Source organism: Plantactinospora endophytica (assembly GCF_016862915.1).
Taxonomy (GTDB): Bacteria; Actinomycetota; Actinomycetes; order Mycobacteriales; family Micromonosporaceae; genus Plantactinospora; species Plantactinospora endophytica.
Genome location: NZ_BONW01000061.1, coordinates 1 through 12,737 on the forward strand (window position 1 = coordinate 1; position 12,737 = coordinate 12,737).

Annotated in this window: 10 protein-coding genes and 1 pseudogene; 5 read left to right on the top strand and 6 right to left on the bottom strand. The window is 64.6% G+C overall.

What is annotated here, in order from left to right:
* Positions 1-34: 34 nt before the first annotated feature.
* From Pen02_RS40940 to Pen02_RS40950, 3 genes are all read right to left on the bottom strand, one after another.
* On the bottom strand, positions 35-832 hold the full coding sequence (locus Pen02_RS40940) for a transposase family protein (RefSeq protein ID WP_443678496.1): 798 nt from the start codon (positions 830-832) through the stop codon (positions 35-37).
* A 212-nt stretch (positions 833-1,044) separates the two neighbouring features.
* The gene (locus tag Pen02_RS40945) at positions 1,045-2,766 is read right to left on the bottom strand and encodes a hypothetical protein (RefSeq protein WP_203871602.1); all 1,722 of its coding nucleotides are present in this window, start codon (positions 2,764-2,766) and stop codon (positions 1,045-1,047) included.
* A 353-nt stretch (positions 2,767-3,119) separates the two neighbouring features.
* Entirely contained in the window at positions 3,120-3,515 is a 396-nt protein-coding gene (locus Pen02_RS40950) for a hypothetical protein (protein WP_203871603.1), read from the bottom strand.
* 260 nt (positions 3,516-3,775) lie between these two features.
* On the opposite strand from Pen02_RS40950, the gene Pen02_RS40955 reads away from it, so the two are divergent.
* The 3 genes from Pen02_RS40955 to Pen02_RS40960 all read left to right on the top strand — a co-directional run bounded on the left by Pen02_RS40955 (position 3,776) and on the right by Pen02_RS40960 (position 7,070).
* Positions 3,776-5,080, top strand: a complete 1,305-nt coding sequence (locus Pen02_RS40955) for an IS256 family transposase (protein WP_203871604.1) — start codon at positions 3,776-3,778, stop codon at positions 5,078-5,080.
* A gap of 202 nt (positions 5,081-5,282) precedes the next feature.
* On the top strand, positions 5,283-5,684 hold the full coding sequence (locus tag Pen02_RS43160; RefSeq protein ID WP_372445774.1) for a recombinase zinc ribbon domain-containing protein: 402 nt from the start codon (positions 5,283-5,285) through the stop codon (positions 5,682-5,684).
* Positions 5,685-6,113: 429 nt separating this feature from the next.
* Positions 6,114-7,070, top strand: a complete 957-nt coding sequence (locus Pen02_RS40960; protein ID WP_203871605.1) for a DUF4365 domain-containing protein — start codon at positions 6,114-6,116, stop codon at positions 7,068-7,070.
* Between the two features lie 659 nt (positions 7,071-7,729).
* Here the strand turns inward: Pen02_RS40960 and Pen02_RS40965 are convergent.
* From Pen02_RS40965 to istA, 3 genes are all read right to left on the bottom strand, one after another.
* On the bottom strand, positions 7,730-8,707 hold the full coding sequence (locus tag Pen02_RS40965; RefSeq protein WP_203871606.1) for a hypothetical protein: 978 nt from the start codon (positions 8,705-8,707) through the stop codon (positions 7,730-7,732).
* A 386-nt stretch (positions 8,708-9,093) separates the two neighbouring features.
* Complete coding sequence (gene istB / locus Pen02_RS40970; RefSeq protein ID WP_203871607.1) at positions 9,094-9,885, bottom strand: IS21-like element helper ATPase IstB; 792 nt, start codon at positions 9,883-9,885, stop codon at positions 9,094-9,096.
* A complete protein-coding gene (gene istA, locus Pen02_RS40975; RefSeq protein ID WP_203871609.1) occupies positions 9,885-11,114 on the bottom strand; it encodes an IS21 family transposase in 1,230 nt (409 codons plus the stop codon). The genes istB and istA overlap by 1 nt, the downstream gene beginning before the upstream one ends.
* A 234-nt stretch (positions 11,115-11,348) precedes the next feature.
* On the opposite strand from istA, the gene Pen02_RS40980 reads away from it, so the two are divergent.
* Positions 11,349-12,038, top strand: coding sequence for a hypothetical protein (locus tag Pen02_RS40980; protein WP_203871608.1), 690 nt, complete (start codon positions 11,349-11,351; stop codon positions 12,036-12,038).
* Positions 12,035-12,737: pseudogene (locus tag Pen02_RS40985) on the top strand (hypothetical protein); the annotation flags it as partial. The gene Pen02_RS40980 and the pseudogene Pen02_RS40985, both read left to right, overlap by 4 nt.

A 12,737-nucleotide genomic window follows, 5' to 3' on the forward strand; every position in this document is an offset into this window, starting at 1 on the left:
TGCCGCGTGTCTGAAGTGATTTGACGCTATCGCTTCAGTGAGCGTTTTTCATCCTGGGTAGCGGTTGGTTTCGACGTGGTGCAGGACGAGGATGGCTTGGACGATCACGGTGGCTCGGCGTGGGCAACAGCGCAGCTTGGCCAGGATTTTCCAGGTCTTGATCGTGGCGATTGCTCGTTCTCCGCGAGCGCGGATCTTCGCGTGGGCCCGGTTCACGGCCTTTTGCCTGCGTGACAACTTCCGGCCGGAAGCGGTGCCGCTTGAACGGGGTGCGCACGCTGCCACGGGCGCGCTGGTAGCCCTTATCAGCGAAGGTCATCACCTTCGCGCCGGTCAGGGCATCGATGATGCCCTGACTGCGGGCGGCGGTCAGATCGTGTGCCGAACCGGGCAGTGCCGGCGACGCCCACACGAGCCGGCCGGCGGCGTCAGCGATGACCTGCACGTTCACGCCGTGGCGTTTGTGCTTGCCGCAGTAGTAGGGCTTCTGCTGGGCGACCCGGCCGATCGGGATCAGCGTGCCGTCCAGGATCGCGTACGCCAGCAGCCGGATGCGTCGCATCGCGGTGTCCAGGTCGTCGGCTGCCGAGCTGAGCAGGGCTATCGTCTCCTGGACGTAGCGCCAGGCGGTGGCGACGCCGATTTTGAAGCCGGCCGCGAGTCGGGTGTAGGTGTCGCCGTTACGTAGATGGGCGAGAACGAGCAGCGCCTGCCTGCCGGGCTCGAGGCGCCGCCACCGGGATCGGCGCTGTTTACGGTGGCCGCGGATGCGTTCGGCGAGGTGGTTCAGGGTGTGGCTGGACAACGGGATTGTGGCGGGGTAGGACAGCATGGCGAGGCTCCCGGTCGGGGCTTCGAGTCTTGGTCGACAGTTGTCCTACCCGGAGCCTCGCACCCATCGATCACCGGGCCCGCCGCACCCGTCCTGAGCTGCAAGATCAGCCTGGAAAAGGCTCACTGTGAGCCCCCCGCACTCCTCGTGCGCGCTGAATACTGTTTCCCGAACTTAATAGTCCACTGTATATGCTGGCAGGGCATTTACGATCAAAGATAAAATTTACTCGAGTTCATTCGAATATCTGGGCGAAAATCGGCTGTCAATATTCTGCGTTCCGGCCAGTCGCTTAGGGACTCATGGAGTGTGGCCAACGCACGATTGACCTTGTCGCAGTCGTCGGCGAGCAGGTAGAAACGATGATCAATCAAAGATTTGACAGTGACGCCGAGGTCATAAAGGTCGGGGTGCTTGACTTCAGTGTGATGACGGAGGCGTTGCACGAGATGATCGACAAACTCGCGGTCCACCTTCCGCGGGCGCTTCGGGAGGACGTTCACGGTACCGTCCGTGCTGTAAATGACGGTGATCGCGCACGGAAGGCGCCCGTTCGCTTGCGCCGTTCCTAGATAGCGCACCGGATTGTTGTAACGACTTCCCCGTCCCGCGTCCCCTTCGCCAGCGGCCACTCCATCCAGGATCACACCGATCGCGTGACACCTCCCCGTCATGTCGACCAGGATCGCGCCGTCCATCGCCGTAAGTTGCGCGGTCAGCTCACTGTCCAGAACCGCGGGCTCGGTCCTCCACGCCTGAGGCATCAGCCGTCGAGCTTCCTGCTCCGCGTCCGCAGCGATCACCAGCATTGCCCCGTGGTCATTTTTCGCCGCCGCCCGGGCCAGCCGCTGCAATTCGGCGGTGTCGGCCCCCGGCATTAACCAGTCGATCACCTCCGGCAGGTCCGTATCGATCGGTGAATCTGCCAAAGATCCCTGCTCGGCCAAACCGTCCTTGACTCTCAACAGCATCCGATCATCCTGCCACAGTTGCCATGTTCCACGCCCTGTGAATTTGATGGTCGTGTGTTCGGCGCTAGCTGCCTTCGACTCCTCCGAGCGAAGGCCACCCAGACCGAAGATCCTCTGCTGGTGCATCAGAAGTCCGATGGAGGGTGATGTAGCCTCCATCAATTTTCGGATGGCGTGCAGATCCGTCACCGGCACCGGTGGGTCGATCCTAATCCTGGGTGCGACGAAGGGATCCTCCGGATCTGCGATGGTGATCGATCCTTGGCCTTCCCTGCCTTCGTACGGAAGAGCGGAGATGCGACTGAGGAGGATGTCGCCATCGCGTTCGTACTTGAAGCCAGTCGGGTCAATTGCCACGGCAACGAACCGCGCTGCAGCCGTTCGGAGCATCTCGAATTTTCGGGCGGACAGGGCGGAGGCGGAATAGCCTCGATAATCTGCTGCCAGATACAGAGCAGACTGCTCCAGCACGTGCTGGATAACGCACTTGACAAGCGTCATCTCATGACTCGTGCCGTCGGAACCGACCCGGTAATGTATGGGAGCGCTATGTAGCTCATCGGCCCCAACACCCAGGACGCCGTAAACGTAACGGTCTGCTATCCGTGCAGATTGAGGAGCCACGAAGTAGTGCCAGCCCTGCCCGGTATGCACGTGGTTGAGGTGCTGTTCCAGCGCTAGGCTGTATCGGTAGTCGGCCCGATCATCCGATTCTGAGCCACCGAGATCCTCCACGATCGCCTCGATGACGTCGAGCCGCAGCCGACCAGCGATATCTTTCGGATCATCTCGGTTGCTCGGAGCGCCTCGTTCAACTGCGGCGATATCCTGGTCGGCAGCAGGAAGTCCGACGAGATAGGCATTGACTCGGCCGGCGAACCCGGCGGCGTCTAACGCGGAGCGTGCGCCCGTCTCCAGCAGCTGGCGAAAAGCCCAATCCTTTTCCCATAACTGTATGGACAACGGTACCCCATTCCTCGGCTGGAGCTTCAATTTGTATATTCCATAGGTAGTCCCAACGTGAGCCGGGCCAGTCCCCTGATCGAGTGTGCCGCGCGGATCTTTTCAATCTATGCCGAAGCCGCCAGCAGAATTCAGGAACCTTGGTCTCCGGTGCCGTGTGACTGAGTCGAGACCGCGGTGTCGAGTTGACCGATTGTTCTTGGGGTGAGGTGGTAGGTACGGGGTTCCAGTGCCCTGTTTTCCGGGTTCCAAGTGGACATCCGGAAGGTTCCGCTGGGCGAGACCTGCGGCCTGCCGAACGCTGCGACCGTCAGCGACTCAGACAACGCCAGGCTGCTGTCCCACTGAGTCGGTTAGGCGTAGTGGGCGTATAGAGCTTTGACCTGGCCGATCCAGAACTCTTGTTTGGCTGCGGTGGAGGCCCTGCGCGGCAGCAGACCCAACTCGGCCGCCAGGTGATAGAAGCCCGGACCGGCATCGTTCGCGTTGAGATAGTGCACCAAGGCCGAGATCATCAGCTTCGTCATCGGGAAGGTACGGTCCACCACCAGCCCGAGCAGGTGGCCCATCGCCGCCCGCTCACTCTCCAGGTCGAGATCGAACCCACGCAGGCCCGTCCGTTTGACCAGGGTGGCATTGAGCTCGGTGTAGGTGGTCATCTTCTGGAGACGTGCCCGCTCGATGAGGAACTTCAGAGCGGCCCCGGTGAGCTGCCCCCACTCGTCCTCGTCACGGCTGTACCGGGTCATCCACTGCCCTTTCGATCGGTCGAGTACTGAGGACAGCTAACTCACCGGCCGCCGGCAACGCAATCCGCGATTTGCCTACGCTCGTCAGGTGGCGACTCGGCGTGAGCGTTCGCTGCTGCTTGTCTGCTCTGGCCCGAGCCCGCGTCATCGGTGGTGGCGCCCCTAATCGCCTGGCTGCTGGCCGGGACCGACCTCCCGCGAACGCGGCGTCTGGGACTGTAAAACGAACGGTGTAACTCCTGATCAAGGAGAAGCACCTGATGACGGATGTCGTGACCGCCGGGGCTGATACTGGCCAGGTGGTGAAGCGGAAACCGGGCCGGCCGGACGTGGACGGGGTCGACGGCGAGCTCGTCGCCCGGTTGGTGGAGCAGGCCCGTACGGCGGGGTTGCAGTTGACGGGCGAGGGTGGGCTGCTGCAGCAGCTGACCAAGCGGGTCCTCGAGTCGGCGCTCGAGGGCGAGATCACCGATCCCCTCGGCTACGACAAGGGCGACCCGGCCGGTAAGAACGGCGGGAACTCCCGTAACGGTGTACGGGGCAAGACCGTGTTGACCGAGGTCGGCCCGGTCGACGTCGAGGTGCCACGGGACCGGGACGGTAGGTTCGAGCCGCAGATCGTGCGTAAGTGTCAACGCAGGTTGTCCGGGGTTGAGGACATGGTTATCTCACTGTCGGCGAAAGGCCTGACCACCGGTGAGATCCAGGCGCACCTGGCCGAGGTCTACGGCGCGGACGTGTCGAGGCAGACGATCTCCACGATCACCGACAAGGTCGTGGAGGCCATGACCGAGTGGCAGAACCGGCCCCTGGACCCGGTCTATCCGGTGATCTTCCTCGACGCGATCCACGTCAAGATCCGGGACGGGAAGGTCGCCAACCGGCCGATCTACATCGCGCTCGCGGTCACGGTCGAGGGCACCCGTGACATCCTCGGGTTGTGGGCCGGTGACGGCGGGGAGGGCGCGAAGTTCTGGCTGCAGGTGTTGACCGAGGTCAAGAACCGCGGTGTCGCTGACGCGTGCATGGTGGTCTGTGACGGGCTCAAGGGCCTGCCAGAGGCGATCGAGACGACCTGGCCGCTCGCGGTCGTGCAGACGTGCGTCATCCACCTGCTACGCAACAGTTTCCGCTACGCCGGCCGGCAGCACTGGGACGGCATCGCCAGGGCCCTACGGCCGGTCTACACCGCACCGACGGAGGCGTCGGCGAAGGAACGCTTCGCCGAGTTCGCCGACGCCTGGGGCGGCCGGTATCCGGCGATCGTCAGGTTGTGGGACAAGGCCTGGCCCGAGTTCGTGCCGTTCCTGACCTTCGACGCCGAGATCCGCACCGTCGTCTGCAGCACGAACGCGATCGAGTCGGTCAACGCCCGGATCCGCCGCGCGGTCCGAGCCCGTGGCCACTTTCCGAACGAGGCGGCCGCGCTCAAGTGCGTCTACCTCGCGGTGATGAGCCTGGACCCGACCGGGCAAGGCCGCCGCCGCTGGACCATGCGCTGGAAACCCGCCCTCAACGCCTTCGAGATGACCTTCGAAGGACGCCTGTCCGCAGGCCGTAAGTAGTCCTCAACAAACCCGAGTTACACCGTTCGTTTGACAGACCCGGAACCGGCAGTACACCGACCACCAGGAGATTGAGCCGGGGGACCGGCGCACCAGCCGAGGATCGGTACGCCGCTGGAATCCCCGAGACCAGTGGATACTGTGCGCCCGGTTTGTGCACCCGCCGCTGGTCAGCGAGGCGGACTTCGTCAAGGCCCAAACCGTGAACGCGGTCCCTGCGCCGGAGGACGGCCAGCCACGCCGGTACCTGCTCACCGGACTGGTCATCTGCCGAGCCTGCGGCCGACGGGCCGACGCGCACTGGGTACACGGGCGGCCCGGATACCGGTGCCGACACGGCCACACCAGCGCCAGCCCGCCCCTATCCGGCCGGCCCAAGCCGCTGTACCTACGCGAAGACCTGCTCCTCGCTCACATCGCACGGCAACTCGACGGCCGCACGACGGAAGCCCGCGACGACGCGCGAGCTACCGCCGCGTACCTGCGGGCGAACCAGGTCACCGTCACCTGCGACGCCGACACCATCACCCTCGGTCGGCAGCCATCGCCGGCACGATTTCCACGCCAGAAGCAGCGACCCCACCCGAACCGCTCTGAAACCTGAACGGCTTTGGTGGGGGTTAACGTGTCCGAGGGCGATCGATACCCTAACCCCACACAGCACAAGCCCCAAAGCGGCGATATTCGTAGATCTCGGACCGGGGGCATGACCGGTTAGGACCACGCTGGCCAGGTCAGCCTCGGCACCGACGGCTGATGGTCATCTACACAGCTTCAGCCCAAGCAGGCCCGGCTTCCGTACGAGTGGCGGGTCTGTGCAAGCACCGGTCGGCGTACTGGGTCGGATGCAGATCCGGGTACGCCAAACGTACTAACCCGGAATTTGGGGCTTGGGCTCTGCCCACGGACCGTCGGTCCAGTGCCCTACATCTGCTACTTACGCTGGTTGTACTGGGAGTAGCACGGGCGGCGACGGCTCCGTTTGCCTGAATGGCCAGTGCCAAGCGTTTCACTCGGCAGGAAAGATGTGGGTATGCGTCGCAAGCCCTCCGCCAAGGTCGCCAGTGCTGGCGTGACCCATGCCAAGCTGGCCGTCGAGGATGAGCTGAAGTGGCTGTTCCGTGAGCAGCCCACGGAGGACTACGGCATTGACGCGCAGATTGAGGTAGTGGACGGCGAAGATGTGCGCGGGCGGCTGCTGGCTCTGCAGATCAAGAGCGGTGAGAGCTGGTTCCAGCAGGCCGCGCCGGGCGGCTGGTGGTTCCGGCCCGACGCCGAGCATGTTACCTACTGGCTCAATCACTCCCTGCCCGTTGCGGTAGTGCTTTACCACCCCGGAGCCAAGCGCTGTCACTGGCAGCTGATGAATCGCCGGACGCTTCAGGAGACGCCCACTGGCGGCTGGAAGCTGCTTGTGCCAGAAGACCAAGTGCTGGATGCCAGTGCGGCGGCTCCACTCCGTGAGGCTGCTGAGGGCGACCCTTACGTTCTGCGTATCCGCCAGCTCCAGCTCGCAAAGCCCTGGATGGAGATGCTAGCCAGCGGTAAACGATTGGTCGTGGACATCGAAGAGTGGATCAACAAGACGTCCGGACGCGGCCGGATCTCTCTAGGCGTCGACAACGAAGACGGCGAGAAGCCGCAGGAACTGGCGAGTTGGGGCGTGTTCCTCGGACTCGCCAGCTACGCCGAAGCTGTCCCCCGGATGTTCGCATGGGCCGACGTGCAAGTGCACGAAGAGACGTACGAGGACGCCGAGTACGACCAGTACGAGGCCGAGTGTGTCATCTACGACAGCGAGGGAGACCACTTCGTTACCGAGGACTTCGACCAGTGGCGCAGCAGACGCTTGGCCCCGGGACTGCGGCCCTACGCCAACCCCTCCGGCGAGGTGGACTTTTGGCGGCTGGAGCTGACGCTCAACGAGCTGGGCAAGGCGTTCCTGGTGGTGGATAAGTTCGGAACGGAGGGCCGGCGGCTACTGACGTAGAGCTGGAGGTCTCATCGGAGTCAGCTTGAGCGTGTCCTGGGCATTGCCCCATTTCTGCCGATAGTGGCATGGAGATAGGTGGCCACCTGAGGCTGGTCCTGCAGTACGGTATGCCAGCGCCGGGGGCGATGGGTGCGTGCTTACGGCGGATGACGCGACAGAGACCATTGGTCTCATCCCGAAGCTCGGCGTCGAGGTCGGCGAGGGGCTTTGGTCAGGGCACGCACGAGGGTGCCTATGCCTCGGGGGGCGTGTCGGGCGTGCATCGCTTTGATGTAGAGGGCTTGGTTGTAGCGGTCGAGGCGGATACGTGGGTCGGCACTACCCGCTATGCGTACTTTCGAGTGACGCCACCCGGATATAAGTGTGACGCGAGGAGAACGAGCTCGCCGGTCGTGACCTGATGCGTGATGGGTCGCTGGCTGGTTTGACGGCTAGCTCGGCGAGCACTCGCAGACATCAGGACATCGGCAGATTCGTGCACCGCCGGGTCGCCCCTATCGTCACGTTGCGTAGCTGGCGAGCTTCAGACGTGGGCCGTCGCCTCCACTGCCGACCACCCGTATGCACTTGCCGATGCCGATAGCTGCTATGTATGTGCTGGCGCATATCACTATGCCCTGGGGCTCGTGCCCCAACAGCACCCAGATCGGGGCTCGTCATCGGTTGGTGAGGAGCCCATCGACTGGCCGGATATGCTCGAAATAGCCGGCGCTGCGGCCAAAGCGGACCATCTGCCGGTCGAAGCCGTCGTGGCGCTGCTGCATCTGCTGCACGGTCAGGTGTTGAGGGTGGCCACGGTAGTCAGCGAAGAGCCTACCGGCACGCTGCGCGGCCTGCAGGCAGATCAGCGCCGAGTGGCTCACCGCGACCGGGTCCGCGCGCCAGGACGCAATCCGGCCGCCTCCGCTGACGCTGACGTGGTCCATTAGGCCCCACTGGCGGGCATGGGCAACCCCGGAGATCAGGTCGTAAAGCGCGGGCATGCTGGGAAACGCCTGCGGGATCAGCGTGCTGACCTTCACGCTCGTCGAGTACCCCGCGCCGCTGCGAACGACGCGGATCATCTTGACGCGGGTGCCAGGGCGGTCCATTATCCGCTCGATACGGGCATCGTCGAGCCGGGCGAGCAGTGCCTGCTGCCGGGCCTGCTCCTGCGCGCCCGGCGGCGGTAGATAGGCAGTACCGGGCACCTGGTCGGCTGCTTTGGCGGCCAAACCGGCGTCCTCAATTAGGAACGCGATCCCGCGGCCAAAGCGCGCCTCGAACCGCTCGCCGTCGGCGAGCAGCCACCACAACCAGGCGACCGACTCAACCGCGCCACGCGCCAGCGTGGCGTGCGCGTACACCGGAGCTCCTTGCTCGCGAACATGGGCGAGCAGCATGCCGAGAGCGCGGACATGATCGGCAACGTGCACGCCCATGTTGAGCAGGCCGAGCGCACATTCGCCCCAGATTTTGTGCCGGGTCTGGCTGCGCACCATAGTCAGCAGCGCCCGTTCGTCCGCGCTGGCCGGCGCAGTGGAAGGAGCGGCGGCGCTGTGCACCCGCACGAGGGTCTGCTGCGGCGCATCGGCCTGCGCCAGGCAGGCGGTGCCAGCGGAGGCGAGCAGCCGGAGATCGGAGGAGTCAGGCACGGTCAAAACCTCGTGACACGGTGGGGAACGAGTGTCGAGTCATCGTCCACCATGCCGCTGCGAACGAGCATCACAATATCGGCAGGCTCTTTCCTCGTGTCATCCGGCACAGCAGTCGTGTCCGCAGTCCAAGCTACGGGCTACCGGGCAATGGGAGGTCCCGCGATCGCACGTGGTGCCTTGCCGGCTCAGGACCAGCGGGTCATGCCGGATCGTTACCTGCGGCGCGCCTGCACATGTCTTGCCAAGGATCAGGCTGACGTGCTTCAGCAGGAAGCCCGCGCAGATAGTGGGTCGGCGGCGCCGAAGCGGGGTGTCGGCGACGCCCGAAAGCGGACCCTGTGGCGGCGCCTGAAATTGGACCCCTTGCCCGTGTTTGACCTTACTCAGTTGTCGGTCTTGGTGGCCGCTGGGACGCGGCCGAGGTCGCGGTCTTTGAGTCGGTAGCTGTCTCCCTTCATCGAGATGACTTCGGCGTGGTGGACGAGGCGGTCGATCATCGCTGCGGCGACGACGTCGTCTCCGAAGACTTCGCCCCAGCGGCCGAAGGGTTTGTTGCTGGTGACGATCAGGCTGGCGCGTTCGTAGCGGTTGGAGACGAGTTGGAAGAACAGGTTCGCGGCTTCGGCTTCGAAGGGGATGTAGCCGACCTCGTCAACGATCAGCAGCGGAATCCGACCGAGCTTCACCAGTTCGTCTTGGAGTCGGCCAGCGTGGTGGGCGTCGGCGAGGCGGGACACCCACTGCGCCGCGGTGGCGAACGCGACGCGGTGTCCGGCCTGGCAGGCTCGGATGCCGAGGCCGATGGACAGGTGGGTCTTGCCGGTGCCGGGTGGGCCGAGGAACACCACGTTCTCCTTCCAGGCCACGAAGTCGAGGGTGCCCAGGTGGGAGATCGTTTCCCGTTTGAGGGACCGTTGGTGGTCGAAGTCGAACTCCTCCAGGCTCTTGCGGGCCGGGAAGCGGGCGGTGCGGATGCGGTCTTCGCCGCCGTGGGCTTCCCGGGCGGCGACCTCGCGTTGCAGGCAGGCGGCGAGGAACTCCTCGAACGTCCACGACTCCGTCCGGGCCCGTTCGGCGAGGCGTTCCACCGACGCGGCGAGGGACGGGGCTTTCAACGCGCGGGTAAGGAACGCGATCTCGGAGGCGATGTTGCGGCTGCTGGTCTTGCCGGGCATCAGGCCACCTCCTCGATGTCGAGGCCGAACACGCGGTCATAGTCGGTCAGGGTCCGGTGTTGCACCTCGGCGACGACCGGGGCCGCGCAGGCCAGCCGGTGGGCTTGGCGCAGCTGCGCCGCCGCCGTGCGGTGCATCGGATCCGTGATGGTCTGCCCAGCAGCCCAGCACCTGGCATGCGAAGCGACCTGACGTCCGTCGCAGGACACGGTGACCTGATCGGTGTCAGCGACGACGTCGACACGTCGGCCCACCACCGCCGGGTGCACCGAGTAGTCGTTGGCGTCCACCCGCACGTAATGAGCGCGAGGCAGCCGCGTCGACAGGCACCACCCCGTCACCGGTGCCACCGGTGGCAGGGACACCATCCCCGCCCGATCAGCGTCGATCCGGTCAGCTGGTCGGCATCCCAGGGTGCGGTGCCGACGACCGTTCGCACGCACCAGCCACTGCATGAGCTGGCCGTTGAAGTCCGCCGGACCGGCGAACATCCGACCAGGCAGGAACGACGTCTCCAGGTAGCCGTTGGCTCGCTCGACCAGGCCCTTGGCCTCCGGATCCGCAGGCCGGCACTGCACCACCCGAATCCCGAGGGTGCCACGGAACCCGTTCATCGCATCGGTCAACTGCGGCCGCCCGCCGCGCCACTGCCCGACCGCGGACTCGTTGTCCCACACCAACGCCCGAGGCGCCGCTCCCAACCCGGCCAGCAGCGCCCACTGGCCACTCAACAGATCCGGGGTCTGCCGCGACGGGATCATGACCGCCGACAGCCACCGCAAGTAGCCACACACCATCACCAACACCGGCGGTCGACCGATCTGCCCCCACCCCAACGGCACGTCCGTCGGCGGGAACCACAGATCACACTGCGCCAACTCACCCGGCAGGTACTCCGTGCGCTGCGCCGGGTCCGGCGAAGTGAACAACGGCCGCAACAGGCGAACCCGCTCCTTCAGCACGGTCAACGACCGAGTCCAGCCGATCCGTTCCGCGATCACCGTGGCCGGCATCGTCGGCCACTCCCGCAACAACGCCCTGACCTGCGGCTCCACCGCATCCACGATCGAGCCCTTCGCCGGCCGCTGATACCTCGGCGGCCCCTCAGCGGCCAACGCCCGCCGCACCGTGTTACGACCCACCCCGAGCTTGCGGACGATCGCCTTGATCGGCATCCCCTCAGCCCGATGAAGACGACGGATCTCCGCCCAGTCCTCCATGCTCAACACCCCTACGATCTTCAAACAGGGGTCCAGATTCACCCGTCGATCAGGGGTTCACTTTCGCGCGTCGCCGACACGGGGACTGGCGCCAGCCGAGACGAGCCTTCTGACCAGGTGTATCACTGCTCTCGCAGGCACTTGTAGCGCCTCCCGCCCATCGCAAGCATCTACGGCGATCCACCGCGAGTGCCCCTCACCGCTACAGTAGCTCCAGACCCTTCGCAGTGAACGAGGAGCCGAGTGACCGAAGAGGAGATCCAGCAGTTACTCGCCGAGGTAGAGGAGCTGCTGACTGAGCTGGGACTCGGCTTCATCGTTACACAGGAGCGTGCGCTGGCCGCCGAGGGTGTGTCGCAGTCGCCGACAGACCCGACCGGTACTGCGTTCGACGATGGTCGCTTCGATGAGATTGCTGGCAGTCCGCTATACCTGAATCAGTTGCGACATGCGCCGGGGCAGCGATCCGGCAGCAGGCCTCGCTTCAAACGCGGCGACGTCGTGGTCACACCACTAAATCCACGTGCGCGCTTGGCGATTTTGCTCGACCTTATCGAGGTAGCGACCGCAGGAACGCTCGCCATGGAACGGGACGTCCAGAAGCAGCTTGAAGAGCTTCGACGGCTCACCCTTGAGCATCACAACGGCGGATCGGATTTCGCTGCCGCTGGGTCCTCAGACCTCTGGGCCGAGACGTGGGATGGAACAGTCGTCTTCATGGATCCACCAGAGGCGGAACTACGGGGTCGCCGGCTACCGGCCTGGAAACTGGCCTCGGCTGACGCCCGACGCGCCAGCGCCTTCCGGGTGCGCTCAGTTCTCGACACACTGAATGAGCTTCGGGTTGAAGCTGGGGTGGTCCGAGGCTCATGGCTAACCCCACATGGCCGCGGCAATGAAGGCGACTGGGACCTTGAAGGCAGGCAAGGATGACGAACGTGGGTGCGGCCCCCGACGGCACGGCAGCGTCCCGGATGCTCGCCCAACTGCGAGCAGAGTTGCCCACGGCGCTACCCTCGGCCCTTAGCGTCGGCGGTCCGTCGCCGACTGCTGGCAACGACCTCTACGAAGCGTATCTCTTTGCGCTGGTTCTGCGGGCGGCTAGAAACGAAGGATATAGCATCTCCTTCGCTGATGGAGTCGGTGGCATACCGGCTGAGTTTCGTCTCAGGCGCAGCCCGGGAAGGCTTCCCAGTGGAGCTGGCTTCACCCATGCGATACTTGCCTTGCCAGACAGCCCGAAAGGCCCGCTAGAAGTCCATACTGGAGTCGCGGTCATCGGTAAGAGTAAGGTCGCCCACGAGGCAGATGTCCTGGTCATACCTTCCGCTGATGCCCAGCGATGCCGCCAGCTAGGAATCGACCCCGCAAGTCACGACGCGATTCTCGTGATCGAAGGCAAGTACTACACCACACCACTTACCCTTGGGACCGGCCGCGAGTTCCTCGGCCTAGAGGTTGATCTTTCCGCGCGCTTCAAAGTCTTCGCCGCTACAATCACCAATCCCTCTGTCATTCACCTCCTCGAAGGACGCAAGCGGACTTACGAGGTCGGCGTTCTTCCCGGGCGCAAGGCTGAACGAGATATACAGGAGCGGTTCGCCCAGGCACTACGTACATATCGACAATCCG